Raw genomic sequence first — 23,188 nt, forward strand, 5'->3', positions numbered from 1 at the left:
AAAAACGATCGAAGCGCAATTCGCGACGATTGCGCATTGTGCGGCTATTCAGCCCGTAAAACCGCGTGGGCTCAAGAGCCCACCCTACGGAAAACCGCGCTCTTTACATCTGCTTGAACAGATGCAGGAAGCTGCGGCTCACCTCGAGCTTTTCCGGCCGCCCCTTGATCAGGACCAGGTGGCGGCCGCGGATGTCGCGCGTGACGCCTTCGATCGCGTTCACGTTGACCAGGGTGGCGCGGTGGATCTGCCAGAACAGCGAGGGGTCGAGTTCCTCGGCCAGGTCGCGCACCGGCTTCCTGATCAAGGCCTCGAATTTCTCGGTCTGCACGCAGGTGTATTTCTCGTCCGAGCGGAAGAACAGGATTTCCTCGACCGGGATCATGCGCAGGTCCTGGCCGATGCTGGCCTGGATCCATTGCAGGTGCTTCGGTTTCGGCGCCGCGATCTTCTCGGCCAGCTGCGACAGCATGGCGGTGACGCTGTCGTTGACGACCGCGCCCGGCGCCGCCTTGTTCGATTCCAAGCGGGTCTTCAGGCGCTCGACCGTCACCTTCAGGCGCTCCGGCTCGGACGGCTTGAGCACGTAGTCGACCGCGCCGCGCTCGAAGGCCTCGACCGCGTACTGGTCGTAGGCGGTGACGAACACGATCTGGCTGCGCTCGCCGATCTCGCGCGCCGCTTCCATGCCGGTCTTGCCCGGCATGCGGATGTCGAGGAAGGTCAGGTCGGGCTTGTGCTGGCCGACCAGCTCGACGGCTTCGTCGCCGTTCTTCGCTTCGCCCACGATTTCCAGTTCCGGCCACACCTGTTCCAGGCGCATGCGCAGCTGGTCGCGCATCAGTCTTTCGTCGTCGGCAATAATCGCGGTAGGCATGTTGTTATCCGCTCGTGAGAGGAGAGTGACAATTATTCAAGAAAACGGCGTGCAGGGCAAGGCGCCGGCTTGCCGACCGGCCGACTGGCCGGAAACCCGGTACGTTCACCGCGACACCTGGTAAGGCACTTCGACCATGGCGATCACGCCGGTCGGGCTGTTCGCGGCGATGTGCAATTGCCCGGCGTCGCCGTGCAGCAGGCGCAGCCGTTCGCGGATGGTCGGCAGGCCCAGGCCGGTGCCGTTGCTCGGCACCACGCCGAAGCCGACGCCGTCGTCGGTGACGGTGACGCGCAGCTTGCCGTCGGCGACGTCGGCGACGACCTTCAGCGTGCCGCCCTCGGGCTTGCATTCGAGGCCGTGCTTGATCGCGTTCTCGACCATCGATTGCAGCATCATCGGCGGGAAGGCGGCGTTGCGCAGGCCGTCCGGGATCTGCAGGTCGACCGTCAGGCGCTCTTCCATGCGCATCTTGAGCAGGTCCAGGTAGGCCGTCACCATGTCGACCTCGCGCCCGAGGTTGGTCACCAGGGTGTTGTCGCGCATCTGCGGCAGCACCGCGCGCAGGTACAGGATCAGGCTGCGCTGCATGGCCGAGGCGCGCGGCGGATTGGTCTCGATCAGGTGCTCGACCGAGGCCAGGGTATTGAACAGGAAGTGCGGTTCGACCTGGGCCTGCATCATCTGCATCTTCGCTTCCGACAGCTGGCGCTGCATCGATTCGCGCTCGGCGGCGGCGTTCGCCGTACGGGTCTGCAGCTCGGCGCGTTTCTTGCCGCCGACCAGGGCCTTGGTGCCGAACAGGGCCAGCACCAGCAGCCAGACGAAGCTGGTGAACCAGGTCGAGGCCTGCTTGTGGTAACGCGACACTTTCGCTTCGGCCGCATCGTCGACCGCGCCTTCGATCGCCACCGACAGTTCTTCGGCGATCTGCGGCGGCAGCTCGATGTGGACCGAGTCGCCGTTCGGATGCACGCCCTTGGGCAGGCCGGACGCCGGCAGGGACGGTGCGGCGGGGGCGTCGGGAGCATCCGGGGCGTCAGGAACGCCAGGTACGCCAGGGACGCCAGGCGCCCCTGCCGGCGCCTCGGGCGCGGCTGGCGGTTTCGGCTTGTTGCGCGGGCTGAAGCGGATGCCGCTGTCGTCGATCAGGATGCTGGTCTGTTCCTTGCGGCCGCTGCGCTCGGCGCGCGGCAGGTCTTCGTCTGCGCCGGAAAACAATTCCTCCTGCAGGATGGCGCCGGCGATCAGGGTCAGGGCCGCGAACAGGAAAAACTTCCACCACGACAGCTGGGTGACCCAGGTCGCCACCGCATCGAAGGCGCGGTAGAGCCACGACAGGACGCCGGAAAAATAAACCTGGATGGGGCTGCGGGCTTGCATGGTCGGGTGTTTATGAAATGTCATTGCGGGTGCGAGTGTACCGCGGTTGCTGTCATCGGGTGACGAAATATTGGTTTAGGGAATGCATCACTGGCGTGCATCACCTATTGGGATGTCGCAACTTTACGTCACGATCGGGCCACGAAGCACGGTCTTTGCGACAGGGCGCAAAAACAGGCGACCGGGCTGCAGGCGCGGGCGCATACAGGCGCGGCGCAACGTTGTAAGTTGCCCAAGGCACATTTAAAAACTGTCATTAGGAAATTTTGCGCGGTATGATGGGATGACGTCCTGGCCGCGCCAGCCCATCTTCGTTCAATGAAAGGGTATGCCGATGTCTGCCGTTCCTAAAACCTACCGCCTTGTCACCCGCAGCGATTTCGACGGACTGGTCTGCGCAGTCCTGCTCAAGCACCTGGACCTGATCGACGACATCCTCTTCGTCCATCCGAAGGACATGCAGGATGGGAAGATCGCGATCACGAACCGCGATATCACCACCAACCTCCCGTATGTGGCGGGCGCCCACCTGGTGTTCGACCACCACCTGTCCGAAACGATGCGCAACAGCGGCGCGCGCCCCAACCACGTGATCCAGCCCGACGCGCCTTCGGCGGCGCGCGTGGTCTGGGAGCATTACGGCGGGACGCGGGTCTTCCCGCCGGCCTGGAACGAGATGATGGCCGCCGTCGACAAGGCCGACGCCGCCCGTTTCTCGCGCGAGGAAGTGCTCGAGCCGGCCGGCTGGAACCTGCTGAACTTCCTGATGGACGCGCGCACCGGCCTCGGCCGCTTCCACGACTTCCGCATCTCGAACTACCAGCTGATGATGGCCCTGATCGAGGCCTGCCGCACCATGTCGATCGACGAGATCATGGCCTTGCCCGACGTGAAGGAGCGCACCGCGCTGTACTTCGAGCACAGCGCGCGCTGCAAGGAGCAGATCCGGCGCTGTGCCCGGGTCGAGCGCAACCTGGTGGTGCTCGACCTGCGCGGGGAACAGACCATCTTCGCCGGCAACCGCTTCATCATCTATGCGCTGTTCCCGGAAACGAACATCTCGATCCACGTCCTGTGGGGCCTGAAGAACCAGAACACCGTGTTCGCCACCGGCAAGTCGATCCTGAACCGGACATCGAACACCAACATCGGCGCCCTGATGCTCGAGTACGGCGGCGGCGGGCACGAGAATGCCGGCACCTGCCAGGTCTCGAACGAAATCGCGGAAGACGTGCTGGGGGCGCTGGTGCAGCGGATCACGACAGAAGGGTAGGGTGGGCGGCTCCGCTCGGAAAGGCGCCTGCCGCTAGCCGAAGCGCCGCCCACGCGTTCGACGACCGGTCGAAGCTTCGCGGCCGTGCCGGCACCGGTTGAACGCGTGGGCGGCATCGAAGAGGTGGACACGCACGCATTCCGGTGCCGCCGCCCATCCTGCAGGCCTGGCACCCGGCGTTCCGCGGTTCACGCCGGCAGCGGGTTGCGCACCAGCTCGCGCGCCGCGTCCGGCGGCATCGGCTCGCTGAACCAGGCGCCTTGCAGGCCCTCGCAGCCGTGCGCCTTCAGGAATTCCATCTGCGAGCGCGTCTCGATGGCGTCGCCGATGACCGGGATGCGCAGGTTGTGGCCGATGTCGATCAGGGTGCGCGCCATGACGCTGCTGTCGCGCGGCCCGTCCTCGGCGATCGCATGCACGGCCTCCTTCGACAGCTTGAGCTGGCCGACGGCCAGCTCGCGCAGGAAGCCGAGGTCGGTCATGCCCTGGCCGAACTCGTCGACCGACAGCGTCAGGCCCAGCTGGCGCAACTGGCCGGCCAGGTCGCGCACCTGGCCGGGGTTGCGCATCAGGGTTTCCTCGCGCAGCTCGATCTGCAGGCTGTCCGGCGCCAGGCCGTGCAGGGCCAGGCGGGTGGCGATGCCGGCGACGAAATCCTGCTGCATGTATTCGCGCGCCGAGACGTTGACCGAGACCGGCACGCGGGTCACGCCCAGTTCCTTCAGCTCGCGCTGGAACAGGCAGGCCTGGTCCAGCACCCAGGCGCCGAACTGGACGATGCGCCCGCTTTCCTCGGCCTCCGGCAGGAAGGCGGCGGGCAGCAGCACGCCATGCTCGGGATGGCGCCAGCGCAGTAGGGCCTCGAAGCTCTTCACGGTGCCGCTGTGCGCGTCGATGCAGGGCTGGTACAGCATGAACAGTTCGCCGCGCTCGATCGCGTGGGCCATGCCGGCGTCGAGCTTCTGGCGGGCGTCGGTGGTCGACTTCATGTCGCTCGAGAAGAAATGGATTTCGTTGCGCCCGGTCGCCTTGGCGTGGTACATCGCCACGTCCGCCGAGCGCACCAGGTCGGCGGCGCTATGGCCGTCGTGCGGATATACCGCCACCCCGAGACTGGCGCCGACCGCGATTTCCTTGTGTATGAACGCGACCGGCTGGGTCAGGCTCTGGCGCAGGCGCTCGATCATGCGCAGCGTGAAGCGCAGCGACGGCTGGTTCACCAGCACCATCACGAACTCGTCGCCGGACAGGCGCGCCACCGTGTCGCTGTCGCGCACCGAGGCCAGCAGGCGCTTGGCGACCACCTTCAGCACCACGTCGCCGGCCTCGTGGCCATGGGTGTCGTTGATGGCCTTGAAGTTGTTCAGGTCGACCAGCACCACGGCCACCAGCGATTTCTGGCGCTGCGCCAGGTGCAGCGCGTGCTCGAGCCGGTCCCACAGCAGGTTGCGGTTGGCCAGGCCGGTCAGGGCATCGTGGTTGACCTCGTGCTCGAGGTGGGCGGTGCGCTGCTTGGTGGCGGTAACGTCCATGATGACGCCGATGAAGTGGCTGGCCCGGCCGTGCTCGTCGAGCACCGGCGTGATGGTCAGGTCGCTCCAGAAGATGTCGCCGTTCTTGCGCATGTTGCGGAACACCACGTTCACCTCCTGCCGCGCGGCCACCGCCTCGCGCAGGCGGGCGCGCTCGTTGCTGTCCATGCCGGGCGCGGCCATGAAGCGCGAGTCGCGCCCGATCACTTCGTCGGTGCGGTAGCCGGTGATGCGCTCGAAGGCGGGGTTGACGTATTCGATCGGACAGTCGTGGCCGTCGATGCGGGTGATGACGATGCCGTTGCTGGCCGCGTGCAGGGCGCGCTCGCGCAGGCGCAGTGCGCGCTCCTGGGTGCGCAGGCGGGTGATGTCCAGGCCCATGCCGAACAGGTAGTCGTCGCCGTCGCAGGTCACGCGCGCGCCGCACAGCAGCATCGGCGTCTCGCGTCCGTCGCGCGCCTGGACGTCGGCCTCGAGCTCGACCTCCGCGCCTTCCTCGAACACGCGGCGGATGTGCTCGGCGATCATGGGGCGGGTGCGCAGGTCGAACAGCTCGACCGCGCGGGTGGCGGCGGTCTCGTCGCGCGTCAGGCCGGTGAGGCGCTCGTGGTTGCGGTTCCACAGCACGAAGCGGCCGGCGCGGTTGATCGCATAGAAGGTGCCGGGCAACACGTCGACGATGGTCGAGAGCGGCGTGCGGCCGACGATATTCGCCTCCGGGGTATGTTCGTCCTGCACATTGTCGATCGCCGCGATCCAGGCCTGTACCTTGCCTTCGAGGTCGTGCTGGGGCGACAGCGTCAGGTTGGCCCGCAGCGGCCCGGCGCGCGCGCGGCGCAGCAGGACCGTGTTGGTCTGGCCGTGATTGGCGGCCAGCCCGCGCCAGTGCGCGCGGTGGGCGGCGAGGGCGGCGTCGGACGAGGAGGACGGAGCGGGCGCCTCGATCGCCTGTCCCGCCTCCAGCAGATCGATCATCGGCTTGCCGATGGCGGCGTCGGCGGGCAGTTGCAACAGGTGTTCGCAGCCTGCGTTCCAGCTCGCGATCCGGCCGGTGTCGTCGACCAGGAAGGCCGCGTTCTCGGTCACAATGGACGTGTACATGCTGAGCGTCTTTCGGCGGGGACATCCCGCCTCCTTTGGACCAGACTAGGCTACACCTGTTCCCGGCGCCTGTCACAGGAGCACGAAAGCAAAAAGCCACGGCCGGGGCCGTGGCTTTTTTCGTTTACCTCGGGTGGCGTGCGCCGCCAACCCGCCGCGCAACCGCTCAGGCCGCCGCGATTTCCTGCTTCGGCGGCAGGGCGACTTCGTCGTTCACGCTGAACTGGTAGTCCTTGAACACGTGCTCGGCCGACAGGATCTGGTAGCTGCCGTCGGCCAGCTTGTGCGTGGTGTCCTTCAGGCGGTAGGTAAAGTGGCCGCAGGTCCAGCAGTTGTAGTTGCGCATGTGCGTGCACAGGCAGGTCTTGTCCATCACCGACACGGTCTTCAGGTCCGGGTTGGCCTGCACCTCGCGGTTGTACGAGTTGATGTAGGCGCAGTTGCCGGTGGCGTCGAGCAGGTAGCCGTAGGACTCGCAGCCCGGACGGATGCCCGAGCCGATCGCCGGCGTGCTTTTCAGCATGCGCATCGGGTAGCCGGTCGGCGAGATGCCGTTGACGATGATGTCTTCCTCGCTGGCGCGGAAGTATTCCTGCTTGACGCTGTCGGGCATGCCGCACTCGTGGGTGACGGTGAAGCGGGTCGCCACCTGCACGCCGCCCACGCCTTTTTCCAGGAAGCGCACGGCGTCCGAGCCGGTGAACACGCCGCCGGCCGCGATCAGAGGGATGTCGATGTTTTCCGCGCGCATGTAGGCCAGGATCTCGTCGATGATCGTGTGCAGGTCGTATTCCTTCCAGTCGAAGCCGAAGCCCAGGTGGCCGCCGGCGAGCGGGCCCTCGACGATGACGAAGTCGGGCAGGCGGTTCAGCTTCGAGACCTTACGCAGGAACAGTTGCAGCGCGCGCACCGAGGACACGATGATGCCCAGCTTGGCTTCGCGGAAGCGCGGGTGGTCCTTGATCAGTTCGAACGAGCCCAGGTGCAGGCCGGCCGACATGGTGATGCCGTCGATGCCCGCGTCCAGCGCCGCCGACAGGCGGGTGCGCAGGGTTTCCTTCGGCGCGTTCATGGTCAGCTTTTCCATGCAGTTCACGAAGATCAGGCCATCGCCCTGCTTCGCCGCCATGGTGGCGCCCACGTGCAGGCGGGTCGCCTCGGCCAGGCGCTCGAGGTCGAACTGCACCACGGACTTGTCCATGTTGTTGATGTTGAACTTGTAGAGCTTGGTCTTGTCCTTGACGAAGGTGGTGTCGAACTTGCGGTCCGACACGTCCGGCACCATCGCGTCCGAGATATGGCCGATACCGCCCAGGCGCGCCGCTTCCAGCGCGAGCTCGGAGGTCGAAATGTCCACGCCCATCCCGCCGATCATGATGGGAACATATTCCTTGTTGCCCAGACGCAGGCGGAAATCATCAACACGTTTCATTGCTATCCTTAAACTACCGTTTGCTCCCGTCCAACGCGGCGGGGCCGGCATCGAAACGGGTGTAAGCGACCTCCATTCTACTCCAAGCCCATGGCGGGGCGGCGTACGGGCGGGTCGCGGCGCGGTCGCGCTGAGGCAGGCTCAGTCGCGGAAGTTGTTGAATGCCAGGGGCAGGTCCTGGACGTCCTTGCGCAGCAGCGCCATGGCGGCCTGCAGGTCGTCGCGCTTGGCGCCGGTGACGCGCACCGACTCGCCCTGGATGCTGGCCTGCACCTTCATCTTGCTTTCCTTGATGGCCTTGGTGATCTTCTTCGCGTCCTCGGTCTCGATGCCGTTGCGCACCTTGATGACCTGCTTGACCTTGTCGCCGCCGATCTTCTCGACCTTGCCTTCGTCGAGGAAGCGGACATCGACCTTACGCTTGGTCATCTTGCCCACGAGCACGTCACGCACCTGGCCGAGCTGGAAGTCGGAGTCGGCGAACAGGGTCAGTTCGCGTTCCTTTTGCTCGACCTTGGCGGAGCTGCCCTTGAAGTCGAAACGGGTGGTGATTTCCTTGTTCGATTGCTCGACGGCATTCTTCACTTCGACCATGTCTGCTTCGCAGACCACGTCAAACGATGGCATGGTGTTATTCCTTACTAAATAGATGCTGAATTCATGAGTGGCAGTATTTTAACGGACAAGCTTGCCGGACGACCGTGCTTTTTGCCGAAGTGCACCGTCGAGCCTCTATAATCGACCCGTTTCCAGTATCGCGGACCTGTCCTTCATGCACTTCGACCTGCCCATCGAACACGATGTTTCGCTCCAGCGCTTCAACACTTTCGGCCTGCCTGCGCGCGCCCGCCATTACCTGCGGGTGGTCGACGCGGCCCAGCTCGAGCGCCTGCACGGCCACGCGCCGCTGGCCGGCGTGCCGCGCTTCGTGCTCGGCGGCGGCAGCAACGTCCTGCTGGCGCACGACGTCGAGGCGCTGGTGCTGCACATGGCGATTCCCGGCCGCGCCGTTGTCGGCGAGAACGGCGAGTCAGTGCTGGTGCGCGCCGGCGCGGGCGAGAGCTGGCACGACTTCGTCGACTTCACCCTGGCGCAGGGGCTGGGCGGGCTGGAGAACCTGTCGCTGATCCCCGGCACCGTGGGCGCGGCGCCGATCCAGAACATCGGGGCGTATGGCCTGGAAATCAAGGACGTGTTCCACTCGCTCACCGTGCACGACCTGGACAGCGGCGAACGGCGCACCCTGAGCGGGCCGGCGTGCCGCTTCGGCTACCGCGACAGCCTGTTCAAGCACCCGGAAGGCGCCCGGCTGGTGGTGCTCGACGTCACCTTCGCGCTGCCGCGCGCCTGGCAGCCGAACCTGCGCTATGCCGAGCTGGCCAATGCCCTGCGCGAAGCCGGCATATCGGAACCCACCCCACGCCAGGTGAGCGAGGCGGTGATCGCGATCCGCCGCCGCAAGCTGCCCGACCCGGCCGAGATCGGCAATGCCGGCAGCTTCTTCAAGAATCCGGTGGTGAGCCAGGAACAATGCGCGCAACTGCTGGCGCAGTTCCCGCAGCTGGTGCACCACCTGCAGCCGGACGGCACCGCGAAACTGGCGGCCGGCTGGCTGATCGACCAGTGCGGCTGGAAAGGCCGCAGCATGGGCGCGGCGGGCGTCTACCCGAAGCAGGCGCTGGTGCTGGTCAACCATGGCGGCGCCAGCGGGGACGAGGTCATCGCCCTGGCACAGGCGATCCAGGCGGACGTGCTGGCGCGTTTCGGCGTGCGGCTGGAGCCGGAGCCGGTGTTCGTATGAAAGGTGGAGTCGCGCCCGAATACCGTTCAGTTAAGCCGAAATAGCTTGGCCCGGCAGGCGTCGTAGGGTGGGCACGCCGTGCCCACGCGTTACGTGCGCCTCTTTGTGGCTGCGGCCGGAACCTCTCGTCCGCTATCTCAATCCTGGTCTGCTTCCATGGCACACTGTGCGAGCGACGCGTCGGCATACGTGACTGCCGGCCATGCGCGTAACGCGTGGGCACAGGGTGCCCACCCTACGACTGCGCGCCGTCCACGCGTTCAACGAATGTCTGCGCGACCCCGGCGCTCGCTAGAGCAATCAACCCCGTAGCGCCATCACCCGGTTGCGCCCGCGCGCCTTGGCCGCCTGCAGCGCTTCGCCCGCGCGCGCGATCAGGGTCTCGAGCGTATCGTCCTCGCCCGCCGTGCTCGCGGCGACGCCGATCGACAGCGTCACCACGCGCCGCTCGGGCGAGGGGTGCGCCATGCCCAGGTGTTCGAGCGAGTGCCGGCAAGCCTCGGCGACGCGCACCGCGCCGTCCAGGCCGGTGTCGGGCAGCACCACGGCGAAGCGCTTGCCGTCGTAGCGCGCGGCCAGGTCGGTCGGGCGCTTCAACTGGCCGGTCAGCACGCCGGCCAGCTTCTTCAGGCACAGGTCGCCGGCGGGGCGGCCGAGCTGCCGGTTGTAGTCGTCCAGCTGGTCGAGGTCGCACAGCAGCACCGACAGCGGCTGGCCGCTGCGGCGCGCGCGCTGCCATTCGGTCTGGGCCACGTGCTCGAAGCGGCGGCGGCCGGGAATGCCGGTCAGGCCGTCCAGGCCGGCCAGCTGGTCGATCTCGGCGTGGGCACGGGCCAGCGCTTCCTCGCGTTCGCGCAGCAGGCGCAGCGCGACGTCGCATTGCTGGCGCGCGAGGTGGGCGCCGGCATGGTAGCGCAGGCGCGCCAGCAGTTCGATGCGGCCCGGCTGGTAGGCCAGGTAATCGGTGGCGCCGGCGGCGAAGGCCGCCTCGCGTCCGCCGGGGTCGCCCAAGGGCGCGATCACCAGCAACGGCAGTCCCTTGAGCGCCTCTTGCGCGCGGCAGGCACGCAGGAAGCCGCAGCCGTCTTCGCGCGCCCCGAGCGCCTGCACCACGACCGTGGGCTCGAGGGCGGCGATGCGCTCAGGCGCCGCCGGCGCATCGGGCAGGCAGAGCTCGATGTCGTCGAGGCCGGCGAGCGTTTCGCGCAGCGCGGCAAGGACCGGTGCGGCCGTGCCGACCAGCAGCACGCGGCAGGAAATCTGGGAAGGGAACGCGCGGTCGAAGGTCATCGAAGGGACAGGTTGATCAGGAGGCGTCATTTTACCGCGCGGCACTGTCAAATTGCTGCATCCCGGCGGCAGCGTCGGATTGGCCCAACAGTGGGCGTGCCGCCGCCCGATCGATTATCCTTGCACGATCGACAAAACGGGAGAACAGCATGAAAGCCATCGTCACCGGACACACCAAGGGCCTGGGCGCCGCGATCGCCGAGGAGCTGCTGGCGCGCGGCATCCCCGTGCTCGGACTGGCGCGCGGCCGGGCGCCGGGCGGCGCCGAGCGCCATCCGGGCCTGCTGAACGAGATCGAGATCGACCTGTCGGACGGCGCGGCGCTGTCGGCCTGGCTCGGCCGGGGCGAACTGTCGGCCTGGCTGGCCGACAGCGGCACGGCCCTGCTGGTGAACAATGCGGGCGTGGTCTGGCCGGTCGGGCCGCTGGCCGAGCAGGACCCGCTGCAGGCGATCCGCGCCGCGACCCTGAACGTGGCCGCGCCGCTGGCCCTGGCCGGCGCCGTGGTGCGCGCCAGCGTGGGCGCCGAGCGGCGCATCCTGCACGTGTCGAGCGGGGCGGGGCGCTCGGCCTATCCGGGCTGGAGCGTGTACTGCGCCACCAAGGCCGCGCTCGACCGCCATGCCGAAGCGGTGGCGCTCGATGGCGACGCCACCGTGCGCGTGTGCAGCCTGGCGCCGGGCGTGATCGATACCGGCATGCAGGCCGAGATCCGCGCCAGTTCCGAAGACCGTTTCCCGATGCGCGAGCGCTTCGTCCAGCTCAAGGAGCAGGGCGGGCTGACCTCGCCCGAGGACTGCGCGCGCAGGCTGGTGGATTACCTGCTGGCCGACGGCTTCGGCGGCAAGCCGGTGGACGATTTGCGCAGCGCGTAAGCGCGCCCGGGCCGATGCCGTTGTAGGGTGGGTTCTCGAACCCACCGGAATTGCCGCGACCCTGCCGGTGGGTACAAGTACCCACCCTACGAACACCGAGGCGCCCCGGATTTGCGTAGGGTGGGTTCTCGAACCCACCAGTGCTGAAGCGGTCCTGCCAGGTGGGTACAAGTACCCACCCTACGAAAACAAAAAAGCCGCCCGAAGGCGGCTTTCGATGCGAGCGCTAAGCCTTACTGGCCGCGCTTCGCGCGCGCCTTGGCGGCGATGCGCATGCGCAGGGCGTTCAGCTTGATGAAGCCGCCGGCGTCGGCCTGGTTGTAGGCGCCGCCGTCTTCGTCGAAGGTGGCGATGTTCATGTCGAACAGCGAATCGGTCTTCGAGTCGCGCGACACCACGATCACGTTGCCCTTGTAGAGCTTGACGCGCACCCAGCCGTTCACGGTCTGCTGGGTGTGGTCGATCAGGGTCTGCAGCGCGACGCGCTCAGGCGCCCACCAGTAGCCGTTATAGATCAGCGAAGCGTAGCGCGGCATCAGGTCGTCCTTCAGGTGCGCCACTTCGCGGTCCAGCGTGATCGATTCGATCGCGCGGTGGGCGCGCAGCATGATGGTGCCGCCCGGGGTTTCGTAGCAGCCGCGCGACTTCATGCCGACGTAGCGATTCTCGACCAGGTCGAGGCGGCCGATGCCGTGCTTGCCGCCCAGGCGGTTCAGCTCGGTCAGCACCTGGGCCGGGGTCATGCGCGTGCCGTTCAGGCCGACGATGTCGCCCTTCTCGAATTCGATGTCGAGGTACTCGGCTTCGTTCGGCGCCGCTTCAGGCGACACCGTCCAGCGCCACATCGATTCCTCGGCTTCGGCGCTCGGGTTTTCCAGGTGCCGGCCTTCGAAGGAAATGTGCAGCAGGTTGGCGTCCATCGAGTAGGGCGCGCCGCCGTTCTTGTGCTTCATGTCGATCTCGATGCCGGCGTCTTCCGCGTACTTCAGCAGCTTCTCGCGCGACAGCAGGTCCCATTCACGCCACGGAGCGATGATCTTGACGTCCGGCTTGAGCGCATAGGCGCCCAGCTCGAAACGCACCTGGTCGTTGCCCTTGCCGGTCGCGCCGTGCGAGATGGCGTCGGCGCCGGTCTCGTTGGCGATCTCGATCAGGCGCTTGGCGATCAGCGGACGCGCAATCGAGGTGCCGAGCAGGTATTCGCCTTCGTACACGGTGTTGGCGCGGAACATCGGGTAGACGAAGTCGCGCACGAACTCTTCGCGCACGTCGTCGATGTAGATGTTTTCCGGCTTGATGCCGAACTTGATCGCCTTGGCGCGCGCAGGCTCCAGTTCTTCGCCCTGGCCGAGGTCGGCGGTAAAGGTGACGATTTCGCACTTGTAGTTATCCTGCAGCCATTTCAGGATGACCGAGGTATCGAGGCCGCCGGAGTAGGCGAGGACTACTTTTTTAATGTCGCTCATGGATGTTCCAGTGATGGTGTGACGTGAGGAGGGGACTAAATGGTCAGCCGGTCCGCAGTGGCGCTCCCTGTGCGAGCGGGGCGTGGGACCAACGATCAAACATATGATTGTGGGGTTGGTAAAAAAATATCGTGACAGGCCGCGTAAGTAAGACGCCCGTTTTGTGCAGCGCGGTCTTCCGCACTGCACAAAACGTCATTCTACCGCTTTTACTTGTCTTCGATGCGGCCCAGCAGCAGGTACTCGATCAGGGCCTTCTGCACATGCAGGCGGTTTTCGGCTTCGTCCCAGACTACCGACTGCGGACCGTCGATCACCTCGGCCGCGACTTCCTCGCCGCGGTGGGCCGGCAGGCAGTGCATGAACAGGGCGTCGGGCGTGGCGCGCGCCATCTTGGCGGCGTCGACGATGAAGCCGTCGAAGGCCTTCATGCGCTCGGCGTTTTCCTTCTCGTAGCCCATGCTGGTCCACACATCCGTGCTGACCAGGTGCGCGCCTGCGCAGGCGTCCGAGGGGTTGTCGAACAGGGTGTAGCGCTTCGTGGACACCAGGCTCGGGTCCAGCTCGTAGCCCTTCGGGGTCGAGATGTTCAGGTGGAAGCCGAACACCTCGGCCGCCTGCAGCCAGGAGTACAGCATGTTGTTGGCGTCGCCGATCCAGGCCACCGTCTTGCCGGCGATCGGGCCGCGGTGCTCGTAGAAGGTGAAGACGTCGGCCAGCACCTGGCAGGGATGATGTTCGTTGGTCAGGCCGTTGATCACCGGCACGCGCGAGTTGGCGGCGAAGCGCTCGATGATGTCGTGGCCAAAGGTGCGCACCATGATGATGTCGCACATGCGCGACATGACCTGGCCCGCGTCCTCGACCGGCTCGCCGCGGCCGAGCTGGCTGTCGCGCGTGTTCAGGTAGATCGCGGCGCCGCCCAGCTGGTGCATGCCCGCTTCAAAGGATAAGCGGGTCCGGGTCGAGCTCTTCTCGAAGACCATCACCAGGGTGCGGTCGACCAGCGGGTGGTAGACCTCGTAGGCCTTGAACTTGCGCTTGATGACCTTGGCGCGTTCGATCACGTACTCGAACTCGTCGAGCGAGAAGTCGGAGAATTGCAGGAAGTGCTTGATAGGTTGTGAAACTGGCATATCGTATCCGCTTGTCTGTTATCCCTTCGATTATAAGGGCTTTTGCTTGACGCTAGGGAAAGCAGGCGGCGCGCCTATTATTCGCTGCAATTATTCACCGCGTAAATATGCCTGCTCAGCAGTATTTTCCGTATCAATAAAGTGTCTGCGACGACTCGTGCAGCAGCTGCGCGTACAGTTCGTGGCGCATCTTCGCGATCTTCCCGTCCTTCACCGCCTCGAGCACCGCGCACTGCGGCTCGGCCAGGTGGCGGCAGTTGTAGTACTTGCAGCCGCCGAGATAAGGCTTGAACTCCACGAACGCCCGCTCCAGCATCCCTTCCGTCAGGTGGTACAGGCCGAATTCCTGGAAGCCCGGCGAATCGATGATCGCGGCCCCGCCCGGCAGCCAGTACAGGCGCGTGAAGGTCGTGGTGTGCTTGCCGGTGTCGAGCGCCGAGGAGATCTCGCGCACGGCGATGTCGGCGTCCGGCACGAGCAGGTTGATGAGCGAGGACTTGCCCATGCCCGACTGGCCGATGAAGATCGAGTGCTGGCCGGCCAGCAGCGGCTGCAGCACGGACAGGGCGTGCTCCGGATCGGCTTTCGCCGAGACCTCGTGCACCGGGTAGCCGAGCGAACCGTAGACGGCGGCGCGTTCGCGCGCGCGCGGCAGCGGCTCCTTCACGTCGGTCTTGTTCAGGATCAGGTGGGCCTCGATCCCGGCCGCCTCGGCGGCCACCAGGGCGCGCGAGACCAGGTCGTCGGCGAAGCTCGGCTCGGTGGCGACGACGATGAACAGGCGCGAGATGTTCGCCGCCAGCAGTTTCGATTTATATTGGTCGGAGCGGTAGATCAGGGTGGTGCGGTCGGCGATGTCCTCGATCACGGCCTGGTCGTTCGAGGTCTGCTTCAGGTGCACGACGTCGCCCACCGCCACATTGGTCTTCTTGCCGCGCGTGACGCACTGGTATTTCGTGCCCTCGACATCGGCCAGGTAGTGGCGGCCGTGGGCCGCGATGATGGTGCCGCTCATGCTCATGCGCTGCGTTCCTCGTAGATTGCGTCGGCTTTCGCAGCGCAGATAAAGTCGTTCATCGACACGGCATTGCCGGCCGAGTGGGTGGTCCAGGCGACCAGGCAGTGGCGGTAGCGCACGCGCAGTTCGGGATGGTGGTCTTCGCGGTGGATCATGGACGCCAGGGCGTTCACGAAGGCGATGGTCTCGTGGTAGTCCTTGAAGGCGTATTCGCGCTCGAGACGATGATCGTTCCGGCGCCAGCCGGGCAGGGCGGCAAGTTGCGCCGCCAGGGCCGCGTCGTCCAGCGCCGGCGCGCCGTGGGTGCAGTGCTGGTCGGCCAGCTTCATGCGGCCGCCGCGCTTAGGTGGGCCGCATTCAAGTGTGCAATTCGGACCGAGGCCGGCGGATGCGAATCGTAGAAGGCCGAGTGCAGCGGATCCGGCGTCAGGGTCGAGGCGTTATCTTCGTACATCTTGACCAGGGCCGAGACCAGGTCGTCCGCACTGCTGTGCTTTGCGGCAAAGGCGTCGGCCTCGAACTCGTGCTTGCGCGAGGTGATCGCGTTCAGGGGGCCGAGCACAAACGTGAAGATCGGCAGCACCAGCGCGAACAGCAGCAGGGCCATGGCGTCGTTCGGGCCATCGAGCAGTGGCGTCACGCCCAGGCCCGTGTAGAACCAGCTCTGCTCCTTGAGGTAGCCGAGCAGCGCCAGGAAGGCCAGCGACAGCGCGAACATGACGACCATGCGCTTGACGATGTGGCGCAGCTTGAAGTGGCCCAGTTCGTGCGCCAGCACGGCCTCGATTTCCTGGGGCGCCAGGCGCTCGATCAGGGTGTCGAAGAAGACGATGCGCTTGGCCGCGCCGAAGCCGGAGAAATAGGCGTTGCCGTGGGCGCTGCGGCGGCTGCCGTCCATCACGAACAGGCCCTTCGAGGCGAAGCCGACGCGCGCCATCAGGCCTTCGATGCGTGCTTTCAGGCTGTCGTCGGCGAGCGGCGTGAACTTGTTGAACAGCGGCGCGATCACGGTCGGATACAACACCATCATCAGGAGCTGGAAGCCGCTCCAGACGCACCAGACCCACAGCCACCAGAGCGAACCCGTGGTTTCCATCAGCTTGAGGATCACCCACAGCAGCGGCAGGCCGATCGCGGCGCCGAGCAGCGCGCCCTTGGCCATGTCGGCCAGCCACAGGCCGCGCGACATCTTGTTGAAGCCGAAGCGCTCCTCGAGCACGAACTGGCGGTAGTAGTCGAAGGGCAGGTCGAGCACACCGGAGACGACGGCGAACGCGACCACCAGCAGGATCTGATGTAGCATGCCCGGACCGGCGAGCGGCAGCAGGGCGTTCGAGATCGCCTGCAGCCCGCCCAGCAGGGTGAAGCCGATCAGGACCAGGCCGCCCCAGAGCAGGGCGGCGATGCCGAAGCGGGTGCGGGCGACGGTGTAGTCGGCCGCCTTCTGGTGCGTCTCGAGCGCGATCTTCGGCGCGAATTCGGCGGGCACCGCGCCGCGGTTGCGCAGCACGTGGCGGATCTGGCGGTTGGCCAGCCAGAAGCGCAGACCGAGCGTCAGCACGAAGAAAACGACGAACAAGACCGAAAACGCAAGTGAAGACATTCTGTGCCTGTGAGAAAATGCAGGATTGTTTAGGCAAAGAGAGAATTATGTCACAAGCCACCGAATCCGCCGTATCTGCAAACCCGGCAACCGCAACGAGCGCCACGGCGCGCCCCAACGAGTTCAACCTGGTCTGGGTCGACATGGAAATGACCGGACTTGATCCGGACAACGACCGCATCATCGAGGTCGCCGTCGTCGTCACCGATGCCGAACTGAACGTGATCGCCGAAGGACCCGTGTTCGCCATCCACCAGTCCGACGCGACCCTCGACAAGATGGACAACTGGAACAAGGGCACCCATGGCCGCTCGGGCCTGATCGACCGCGTCAAGGCCTCGACCGTCACCGAAGCCGATGCCGAAGCCCAGCTGATCGCCTTCCTGAAGCAGTACGTCCCGGCCAACAAGTCGCCGATGTGCGGCAACTCGATCTGCCAGGACCGCCGCTTCATGGCGCGCGGCATGCCGAAGCTGGAAGCCTTCTTCCACTACCGTAACCTCGACGTCTCGACGCTCAAGGAGCTGTGCCGCCGCTGGAAGCCCGAACTGGCCTCCGGTTTCAAGAAGCACCAGAAGCACACCGCGCTGGCCGACATTACCGAATCGATCGAAGAGCTGAAGTACTACCGCGAGCACTTCATCAAGCTGTAAACACCCTCCCGCATCCGTGCTACGTGTATCCTGCCCTTGTGGGAAAATGACAAGATGCACGGAATACTGCGCGGCGGCCCTGATGCGGCCCCCGCCGGTCTGCGCGCCCTGATCGGCGCGCACGACTGGCGTGACTCTCCCCTTGGACACCCCGACGACTGGCCGCCGCAACTGGCGACCGCGGTCGCGATGGCGCTCGACTCGGCGCTGCCGATGTTCGTCTGCTGGGGGCCGGACCTGCGCATGCTCTACAACGACGCCTACGTGCCCATCCTCGGCGAGCGCCATCCGCAGGCGCTGGGCGAACCCCTGCAGCGCGTCTGGACCGATGCCTGGGCCCAGGTGGTGCCCTTCATCGACCGCGCGCTGTCGGGCAAGTCGGTGCACTTCGAGGATTTGCTGATCGGCGTGGTGCGCGGCGGCAAGCCCGAGCAGGCCTATTTCACCTTCTCGTACGCGCCCCTGCACGACGGCGCCGGCCGCGTGGCCGGCATGTACTGCACCGCGCTCGAAACCACCGAACGCCGGCGCGCCGAGCGCCGCGCCGCGCTCGAGCTGAAGCTGTCCGACGCGTTGCGCCCGCTGCATTCGCCCGACGAAGTGCTCGACACCGCCAGCGCCCTGCTGGGCGAGGAGCTGTCCCTGGCGCGGGTGCTGTACTGCGAGGTCGACGATGGCGCCGAGGGCTTCACGGTCCTGCGCCAGTGGCTGCGTCCGGGCACGGCCGCGCTGTCGCGGGTGCGCTACCGCTTCGACGAGTTCGGCCCGGACATCGGCGCCGCCCTGCGCGCCGGGACCATCGTCGCCATCGAGGACATCGCCGGCGACGTCCGTACCGCGGCCTGGTCGGCGCGCTTTCGCGACGAGGCCATCGGCGCGCTGGTGACGGTGCCGCTGGTGCGCGCCGGGCGCCTGCGGGCTTTCCTGAGCATCAACCACACCGAACCCTGCCGCTGGAACCCGGACGACCTGCGCTTCACGCACGACACCGCCGAACGCACCTGGGCCGCGCTCGACGGCGCACGCGTCCAGGCCGAGCTGCGCGCCGAGCGCGACCGCAGCCGCTACATCTTCGACACCATCGGCGAAGGTTTCGCGCTGCTCGACGACCAGTGGCGCATCCTGGAAATGAACGCCGAGGGCCTGCGCATCTGCCGCCTGACGGCGGCACAGGTGGTGGGGCGCGACCACTGGGCGCTGTTCCCCGACATCGAAGGCAGCGAAGCCGGCGCCATGATGCGCCGCGTGATGCGCGAGCGCAGCGCCGGCCAGGCCGAGTACCAGCTCCCGGGAATCGGCGGGTGCAGCGGCTGGAACGAGATCCGCGCCTTCCCGATGCAGGACGGCGGCATCGCGATCTTCTTCCGCGAGATCACCGACCGCAAAATGGCGGAGGAAAAGCTGGTCGACGCCGACCGCCGCAAGGACGAATTCCTGGCCATGCTGGCGCACGAGCTGCGCAACCCGCTGGCGCCGATCAAGGCCGCCGCGACCCTGCTCGACATGGCGTGCTCAACGAAACCCGGGTGCGCCAGAGCAGCGCCATCATCGGGCGCCAGGTGCGCCACATGACGCGCCTGGTGGACGATTTGCTGGACGTGTCGCGCGTGACGCGCGGCCTGATCGTGCTCGACAAGGCGCTGCTCGACGCGCGCGCCATCGTCGACGAGGCGGTCGAGCAGGTGCGCCCGCAACTGGTGGCGCGCCGCCAGCGCCTCGGCGTGCACCTGCCGGGTGCCCCGGCCGCCGTCGAGGGCGACCGCGCGCGCCTGGTGCAGGTGATGTCCAACCTGCTCGGCAACGCCGTCAAGTACACGCAGGAAGAAGGCACGATCGACATCCACGTGCGCCGCGAGGACGGCATGCTGGTGCTGTCCGTGACCGACGACGGCATCGGCATGGAACCGGAACTGACCGAGAGCGCCTTCGACCTGTTCGCCCAGGGCAAGCGCTCGAGCGACCGCTCGCAGGGGGGGCTCGGCCTTGGCCTGGCGCTGGTGCGCAACCTGGTCGAGCTGCATGGCGGCGCGGTCGGCTGCGCCAGTCCCGGACCGGGACGCGGCAGCACCTTCACCGTGCGCCTGCCGCTGGCGGCGCCGCAGCCGCAGCCGGAAGAGCAGGGCGCCGGGCCGCGTCGCGGCGAGCGCCTGAAGCTGATGGTGGTGGACGACAACGTCGACGCCGCCGACACCCTGGCCATGCTGCTGGAAGCGGCGGGGCACGACGTGGCGGTGGAGCATGGTTCGCGCAGCGCGCTGGAACGCGCGCGCCTGGCGCCGCCCGACGTGTTCTTGCTCGACATCGGCCTGCCCGAGATCGACGGCCGGGAACTGGCGCGCCGCCTGCGCGCTCAGCCCGAAACCGCGGGCTGCGTCCTGATCGCGGTGTCGGGCTACGGCCAGGAACAGGACCGGCGCGCGGCCAAGGAGGCGGGGTTCAGCCACCACCTGGTCAAGCCGGTCGATTTCGATGAACTTGCCGGCCTGCTGGCCGAGGTGCGCGGGACAGCGGTCGCGTAGGTGGGCACTTGTGCCCACGCGGTCTTTCGTGCGGGTGCGTACCCGGACGTTGGGAACGCGACCGGCAAGCCAGCGTGATCGAATCCGGCATTTCGACATGCATGCGCTGCACTGCGTGGGTTCAAGAACCCACCCTACGACTGCTGGCCGAAGTGCGCGGGGCCGCGGTCGCGTAGGGTGGGCACTTGTGACCACGTGGTCTTTCGTGCGGGTGCGTACCCGGACGTTGGGAACGCGACCGGCAAGCCAGAGTGACCGAATCCGGCATCTCGACATGCACACGCTGCACTGCGTGGGTTCAAGAACCCACCCTACGACTGCTGGCCGGGGTGCGCGGGACAGCGGTCGCGTAGGTGGGCACTTGTGCCCACGTGGTCTTTCGTGCGGGTGCGTACCCGGACGTTGGGAACGCGACCGGCAAGCCAGAGTGATCGAATCCGGCATCTCGACATGCATGCGCCGCACTGCGTGGGTTCAAGAACCCACCCTACGACTGCTGGCCGAAGTGCGCGAGGCCGCGGTCGCGTAGGGTGGGCACTTGTGACCATGCGGTCTTTCGTGCGGGTGCGTACCCGGACGTTGGGAACGCGACCGGCAAGCCAGAGTGATCGAATCCGGCATCTCGACATGCATGCGCCGCACTGCGTGGGTTCAAGAACCCACCCTACGACTGCTGGCCGAAGTGCGCGGGGCCGCGGTCGCGTAGGGTGGGCACTTGTGCCCACGCGGTCTTTCGTGCGGGTGCGTACCCGGACGTTGAGAACGCGACCGGCAAGCCAGAGTGATCGAATCCGGCATCTCGACACGCATGCGCCGTACGGCGTGGACTCAGGAGTCCACCCTACGACTGCGGCCATCGCCAACATCGATCATCGTTCGATGGGCGCCCCGTGCCCACCCATCGCCACCGAACCCGCTCAGCGCATCTGCGTGTAATTCACCGGCACGAAGCGATACCCCTTGCCCTCGGTGCGCAGGTGGCCCAGGCCCGGGAACTGCAGGTGGGCGCCGCCGATCAGCGCGCCTTCCTTGGCGGCGAGGCCGAACAGCTTCTTGCGCGCCGCGGCCGCGGCCTTCTGGTCGCCGTCGAAGCCGATGGTCACCGCCGGGTTCTCGAACTGCACCGCGACGACGTGGATCAGGTCGCCGATCACCATCATCTTGCGGCCGCCGCTTTCGACGACGAAGGTGGTGTGGCCCGGCGTGTGGCCATGGCCGCCCAGGGCGCGGATGCCGGGCGAGACCTCGACGTCGCCGTCGAAGGTCTTGAAGCGGCCGGCTTTCACGTACGGGTCGAGCGCGGCCATCGCGTTCCTGAACGAGCCCTTGCCGTCTTCCGGCGCCTTGTCCATGTTCGCCTGGCTCAGCCAGTGGTCGGCCTCGCGCTTGGCCGCGCGCACGACCGCGTTCGGGAACGCGGGCTGGGCCTGCACCACGAGGCCGCCCAGGTGGTCGCTGTGCATGTGGGTCAGGTAGACCTCGTCGACCTGCTCGGGCGCGTAGCCGGCCGCTTTCATGTTGGCCAGCAGCTTGCCCAGCGTCGGCCCGAACAGCGCGCCGGCGCCGGTGTCGATCAGGATCAGCTTCTTGCCGGTGTTGACCAGGAAGGCGTTGTCCGAGGTTTCGAGCGCGCTTTTCAGGAAGGACTTGGCCAGCGTGGCATTGGTTTTGTCGGCCTTGTCGTTCAGCAGCTTGTCGACCGGCAGGTCGACGGTGCCGTCGGACAGCGGGGTGATCTCGAACTCGCCCAGCATCACCCGGTAGTAGCCGGGGCGGGGGTCTTGGCCATCGGGGCGGCGGCGAACGAGGGGGCGGCGATGCAGGTTGCGAGGCAGGCGGCGGCGAGCGCGCGCAGGACGGTCTTGTTGAGTGGGCCGGTCATGGATTCTTCAGTGGTGGTCGCGTCATTACGCTTATGAAAACATGGCGCATCCTACCTCAAGCGGATGAAAGACGTGCGCCTCGGGTAGCGAGCTGCAGCGACGCCCCGCTTATGGTGTAATAACGGTCTTTGCTTCACACCGCTCTTCCATGCAAGGACAATTCATCCAGTGGCTGCACGGCTTCCTGCCGCAGCCGCTCGCCGTCGGGCGCCTCGAACGCGCGCGCGCCGTGCTCGGGGCCTGCGCCGGCCTGTTCGTCACCGCTTTCCTGACCCATCTGCTGGCGCCGGGCCAGGCCGCCTGGCTGATCGCGCCGATGGGCGCGTCCGCCGTGCTGCTGTTCTGCGTGCCGGCCAGTCCCCTGGCCCAGCCCTGGTCCGTCATCGGCGGCAATACCCTGTCGGCCCTGGTCGGCGTCGCCTGCGCCCGCCTGGTGCACGATCCGCTGCTGGCCGCGCCGCTGGCGGGCTGCCTGGCGATCGCCGCCATGTTCGCGCTACGCTGCCTGCATCCGCCCGGCGGCGCCGTCGCCCTGACCACGGTGCTGGGCGGCGCGGCGGTGCACCAGGCCGGCTTCCTGTTCGCCTTCATGCCGGTCGCACTGAATTCGGCGCTGATCGTCGGCGCGGCCATCCTCTACAACAACCTGACCCGGCGCCGCTATCCGCACGTCGCGCACGCGGCCGACCGCAACGTGCACGCGACCGGCGACCCGGCGCCCGCGGCGCGCCTGGGGATCACCGAGCAGGACCTGGAAGCGGCGCTGGCGCGCTACGGCGAAGTGCTCGACGTCAGCCACGACGACCTGCTGGCCATCGTCGACGACGCGCGCCAGCTGGCGCTGCACCGGCGCTTCCGCGAGCGCACCTGCGCCGAGCTGATGTCGAGCCACGTGGTGGCGGTCAGCCCGCGCGACACCCTGGAGCATGCGCGCGAACTGCTGCTGCGCCACCGCCTGCAGTCGGTGCCGGTGCTCGACGAGCGCCGCTACCTGCTCGGCATCCTGGGCGTGGAAGACCTGCTGCGCCACGGCGGCTGGACCGCCCACCTGCGCCGGCTGGTGCCGGGCGCCGCGCCGCGCGTGGCCGACGCCATGCGCCAGCGCGTGGCTGCGCTGCCCGCCGACGCGCCGCTGGCGCAGCTGGTGCCGCTGCTGGCCGACGGCGGCTACCACCAGGTCGCGATCACCGGCAGGGACGGCGCCGTGATCGGCCTGGTGAGCCGCTCCGACCTGATGGCCGCGCTGTGCGAACAGCAGCTGGCGACGGCGGCGGCCTGAGTCGATCGCCGGCAACGACGGGACCGGTGCGGCGCGCCGTGGTTCATCGCATTGCATTAAGATGAAT

20 protein-coding genes are annotated in these 23,188 nt (G+C 67.0%); 7 read left to right on the forward strand and 13 right to left on the reverse strand.

Annotated elements, in window-relative coordinates:
• Window positions 1-103: 103 nt before the first annotated feature.
• A complete protein-coding gene (locus ACFOPH_RS01345; protein WP_312550183.1) occupies window positions 104-877 on the reverse strand; it encodes a LytR/AlgR family response regulator transcription factor in 774 nt (257 codons plus the stop codon).
• A gap of 105 nt (window positions 878-982) precedes the next feature.
• Window positions 983-2,260 carry a sensor histidine kinase gene (locus ACFOPH_RS01350; RefSeq protein ID WP_379737842.1) on the reverse strand — a complete coding sequence of 426 codons (1,278 nt, stop codon included), beginning with the start codon at window positions 2,258-2,260 and terminating at the stop codon, window positions 983-985.
• A 334-nt stretch (window positions 2,261-2,594) separates the two neighbouring features.
• On the opposite strand from ACFOPH_RS01350, the gene ACFOPH_RS01355 reads away from it, so the two are divergent.
• Window positions 2,595-3,533: an exopolyphosphatase gene (locus ACFOPH_RS01355; protein WP_312550182.1), complete on the forward strand. Its 939-nt coding sequence runs from the start codon at window positions 2,595-2,597 to the stop codon at window positions 3,531-3,533.
• A gap of 188 nt (window positions 3,534-3,721) precedes the next feature.
• Here ACFOPH_RS01355 and ACFOPH_RS01360 read toward each other — a convergent pair whose 3' ends face one another.
• From ACFOPH_RS01360 to ACFOPH_RS01370, 3 genes are all read right to left on the reverse strand, one after another.
• On the reverse strand, window positions 3,722-6,166 hold the full coding sequence (locus tag ACFOPH_RS01360) for a sensor domain-containing protein (RefSeq protein WP_379732980.1): 2,445 nt from the start codon (window positions 6,164-6,166) through the stop codon (window positions 3,722-3,724).
• Between the two features lie 166 nt (window positions 6,167-6,332).
• Window positions 6,333-7,598: a nitronate monooxygenase gene (locus tag ACFOPH_RS01365; RefSeq protein WP_379732982.1), complete on the reverse strand. Its 1,266-nt coding sequence runs from the start codon at window positions 7,596-7,598 to the stop codon at window positions 6,333-6,335.
• A 141-nt stretch (window positions 7,599-7,739) separates the two neighbouring features.
• Window positions 7,740-8,225, reverse strand: a complete 486-nt coding sequence (locus ACFOPH_RS01370; RefSeq protein WP_312550179.1) for a YajQ family cyclic di-GMP-binding protein — start codon at window positions 8,223-8,225, stop codon at window positions 7,740-7,742.
• 145 nt (window positions 8,226-8,370) lie between these two features.
• Between ACFOPH_RS01370 and murB the strand changes: the two genes are divergently transcribed.
• The gene (gene murB / locus ACFOPH_RS01375) at window positions 8,371-9,399 is read left to right on the forward strand and encodes a UDP-N-acetylmuramate dehydrogenase (RefSeq protein ID WP_379732984.1); all 1,029 of its coding nucleotides are present in this window, start codon (window positions 8,371-8,373) and stop codon (window positions 9,397-9,399) included.
• Window positions 9,400-9,699: 300 nt separating this feature from the next.
• On the opposite strand, the gene ACFOPH_RS01380 is transcribed toward murB, so the two are convergent.
• Window positions 9,700-10,689 (reverse strand): diguanylate cyclase domain-containing protein, encoded by a 990-nt coding sequence (locus tag ACFOPH_RS01380; protein WP_312550177.1) that lies wholly within the window; start codon window positions 10,687-10,689, stop codon window positions 9,700-9,702.
• A gap of 149 nt (window positions 10,690-10,838) precedes the next feature.
• Between ACFOPH_RS01380 and ACFOPH_RS01385 the strand changes: the two genes are divergently transcribed.
• The gene (locus ACFOPH_RS01385; RefSeq protein ID WP_379732987.1) at window positions 10,839-11,564 is read left to right on the forward strand and encodes an SDR family oxidoreductase; all 726 of its coding nucleotides are present in this window, start codon (window positions 10,839-10,841) and stop codon (window positions 11,562-11,564) included.
• A gap of 233 nt (window positions 11,565-11,797) precedes the next feature.
• Here the strand turns inward: ACFOPH_RS01385 and ACFOPH_RS01390 are convergent, their stop codons facing one another.
• The 5 genes from ACFOPH_RS01390 to ACFOPH_RS01410 all read right to left on the reverse strand — a co-directional run bounded on the left by ACFOPH_RS01390 (window position 11,798) and on the right by ACFOPH_RS01410 (window position 16,787).
• Window positions 11,798-13,030 carry an argininosuccinate synthase gene (locus ACFOPH_RS01390; RefSeq protein WP_312551487.1) on the reverse strand — a complete coding sequence of 411 codons (1,233 nt, stop codon included), beginning with the start codon at window positions 13,028-13,030 and terminating at the stop codon, window positions 11,798-11,800.
• A 209-nt stretch (window positions 13,031-13,239) separates the two neighbouring features.
• Window positions 13,240-14,166: an ornithine carbamoyltransferase gene (argF, locus tag ACFOPH_RS01395; RefSeq protein WP_379732989.1), complete on the reverse strand. Its 927-nt coding sequence runs from the start codon at window positions 14,164-14,166 to the stop codon at window positions 13,240-13,242.
• 133 nt (window positions 14,167-14,299) lie between these two features.
• On the reverse strand, window positions 14,300-15,187 hold the full coding sequence (rsgA, locus tag ACFOPH_RS01400; RefSeq protein ID WP_312551483.1) for a ribosome small subunit-dependent GTPase A: 888 nt from the start codon (window positions 15,185-15,187) through the stop codon (window positions 14,300-14,302).
• Window positions 15,184-15,513 (reverse strand): 4a-hydroxytetrahydrobiopterin dehydratase, encoded by a 330-nt coding sequence (locus ACFOPH_RS01405; protein WP_312551482.1) that lies wholly within the window; start codon window positions 15,511-15,513, stop codon window positions 15,184-15,186. The genes rsgA and ACFOPH_RS01405 overlap by 4 nt, the downstream gene beginning before the upstream one ends.
• Complete coding sequence (locus ACFOPH_RS01410; protein WP_379732992.1) at window positions 15,510-16,787, reverse strand: M48 family metallopeptidase; 1,278 nt, start codon at window positions 16,785-16,787, stop codon at window positions 15,510-15,512. Before ACFOPH_RS01410 ends, ACFOPH_RS01405 begins: the two co-directional genes overlap by 4 nt.
• Before the next feature lie 47 nt (window positions 16,788-16,834).
• On the opposite strand from ACFOPH_RS01410, the gene orn reads away from it, so the two are divergent.
• Genes orn through ACFOPH_RS01425 form a run of 3 tightly spaced genes read left to right on the forward strand, consistent with a single transcriptional unit; the run spans window position 16,835 to window position 19,959 of the window.
• Window positions 16,835-17,440 carry an oligoribonuclease gene (gene orn / locus ACFOPH_RS01415; RefSeq protein WP_312551480.1) on the forward strand — a complete coding sequence of 202 codons (606 nt, stop codon included), beginning with the start codon at window positions 16,835-16,837 and terminating at the stop codon, window positions 17,438-17,440.
• A gap of 54 nt (window positions 17,441-17,494) precedes the next feature.
• Complete coding sequence (locus ACFOPH_RS01420; protein WP_379732994.1) at window positions 17,495-19,012, forward strand: PAS domain-containing protein; 1,518 nt, start codon at window positions 17,495-17,497, stop codon at window positions 19,010-19,012.
• A complete protein-coding gene (locus tag ACFOPH_RS01425; protein ID WP_312551478.1) occupies window positions 18,949-19,959 on the forward strand; it encodes a hybrid sensor histidine kinase/response regulator in 1,011 nt (336 codons plus the stop codon). Before ACFOPH_RS01420 ends, ACFOPH_RS01425 begins: the two co-directional genes overlap by 64 nt.
• Window positions 19,960-20,876: 917 nt before the next feature.
• Here the strand turns inward: ACFOPH_RS01425 and ACFOPH_RS01430 are convergent.
• Window positions 20,877-21,713, reverse strand: a complete 837-nt coding sequence (locus ACFOPH_RS01430) for an MBL fold metallo-hydrolase (protein ID WP_379732997.1) — start codon at window positions 21,711-21,713, stop codon at window positions 20,877-20,879.
• On the reverse strand, window positions 21,713-21,841 hold the full coding sequence (locus ACFOPH_RS01435) for a hypothetical protein (protein WP_379732999.1): 129 nt from the start codon (window positions 21,839-21,841) through the stop codon (window positions 21,713-21,715). The genes ACFOPH_RS01430 and ACFOPH_RS01435 overlap by 1 nt, the downstream gene beginning before the upstream one ends.
• Before the next feature lie 149 nt (window positions 21,842-21,990).
• On the opposite strand from ACFOPH_RS01435, the gene ACFOPH_RS01440 reads away from it, so the two are divergent.
• Complete coding sequence (locus ACFOPH_RS01440) at window positions 21,991-23,121, forward strand: HPP family protein (protein ID WP_312551476.1); 1,131 nt, start codon at window positions 21,991-21,993, stop codon at window positions 23,119-23,121.
• The last annotated feature ends 67 nt before the right edge of the window (window positions 23,122-23,188 follow it).

The sequence above is a fragment of the Massilia haematophila genome, from assembly GCF_042647645.1.
Lineage (GTDB): Bacteria > Pseudomonadota > Gammaproteobacteria > Burkholderiales > Burkholderiaceae_D > Telluria > Telluria haematophila.

Bases quoted from the DNA above. Each gene is read 5' to 3' on its own strand.
- ACFOPH_RS01345 (WP_312550183.1), bottom strand. From the start codon at position 877: ATGCCTACCGCGATTATTGCCGACGACGAAAGACTGATGCGCGACCAG.
- ACFOPH_RS01350 (WP_379737842.1), bottom strand. From the start codon at position 2,260: ATGCAAGCCCGCAGCCCCATCCAGGTTTATTTTTCCGGCGTCCTGTCG.
- ACFOPH_RS01355 (WP_312550182.1), top strand. From the start codon at position 2,595: ATGTCTGCCGTTCCTAAAACCTACCGCCTTGTCACCCGCAGCGATTTC.
- ACFOPH_RS01360 (WP_379732980.1), bottom strand. From the start codon at position 6,166: ATGTACACGTCCATTGTGACCGAGAACGCGGCCTTCCTGGTCGACGAC.
- ACFOPH_RS01365 (WP_379732982.1), bottom strand. From the start codon at position 7,598: ATGAAACGTGTTGATGATTTCCGCCTGCGTCTGGGCAACAAGGAATAT.
- ACFOPH_RS01370 (WP_312550179.1), bottom strand. From the start codon at position 8,225: ATGCCATCGTTTGACGTGGTCTGCGAAGCAGACATGGTCGAAGTGAAG.
- murB (WP_379732984.1), top strand. From the start codon at position 8,371: ATGCACTTCGACCTGCCCATCGAACACGATGTTTCGCTCCAGCGCTTC.
- ACFOPH_RS01380 (WP_312550177.1), bottom strand. From the start codon at position 10,689: ATGACCTTCGACCGCGCGTTCCCTTCCCAGATTTCCTGCCGCGTGCTG.
- ACFOPH_RS01385 (WP_379732987.1), top strand. From the start codon at position 10,839: ATGAAAGCCATCGTCACCGGACACACCAAGGGCCTGGGCGCCGCGATC.
- ACFOPH_RS01390 (WP_312551487.1), bottom strand. From the start codon at position 13,030: ATGAGCGACATTAAAAAAGTAGTCCTCGCCTACTCCGGCGGCCTCGAT.
- argF (WP_379732989.1), bottom strand. From the start codon at position 14,166: ATGCCAGTTTCACAACCTATCAAGCACTTCCTGCAATTCTCCGACTTC.
- rsgA (WP_312551483.1), bottom strand. From the start codon at position 15,187: ATGAGCATGAGCGGCACCATCATCGCGGCCCACGGCCGCCACTACCTG.
- ACFOPH_RS01405 (WP_312551482.1), bottom strand. From the start codon at position 15,513: ATGAAGCTGGCCGACCAGCACTGCACCCACGGCGCGCCGGCGCTGGAC.
- ACFOPH_RS01410 (WP_379732992.1), bottom strand. From the start codon at position 16,787: ATGTCTTCACTTGCGTTTTCGGTCTTGTTCGTCGTTTTCTTCGTGCTG.
- orn (WP_312551480.1), top strand. From the start codon at position 16,835: ATGTCACAAGCCACCGAATCCGCCGTATCTGCAAACCCGGCAACCGCA.
- ACFOPH_RS01420 (WP_379732994.1), top strand. From the start codon at position 17,495: ATGCACGGAATACTGCGCGGCGGCCCTGATGCGGCCCCCGCCGGTCTG.
- ACFOPH_RS01430 (WP_379732997.1), bottom strand. From the start codon at position 21,713: ATGCTGGGCGAGTTCGAGATCACCCCGCTGTCCGACGGCACCGTCGAC.
- ACFOPH_RS01435 (WP_379732999.1), bottom strand. From the start codon at position 21,841: ATGACCGGCCCACTCAACAAGACCGTCCTGCGCGCGCTCGCCGCCGCC.
- ACFOPH_RS01440 (WP_312551476.1), top strand. From the start codon at position 21,991: ATGCAAGGACAATTCATCCAGTGGCTGCACGGCTTCCTGCCGCAGCCG.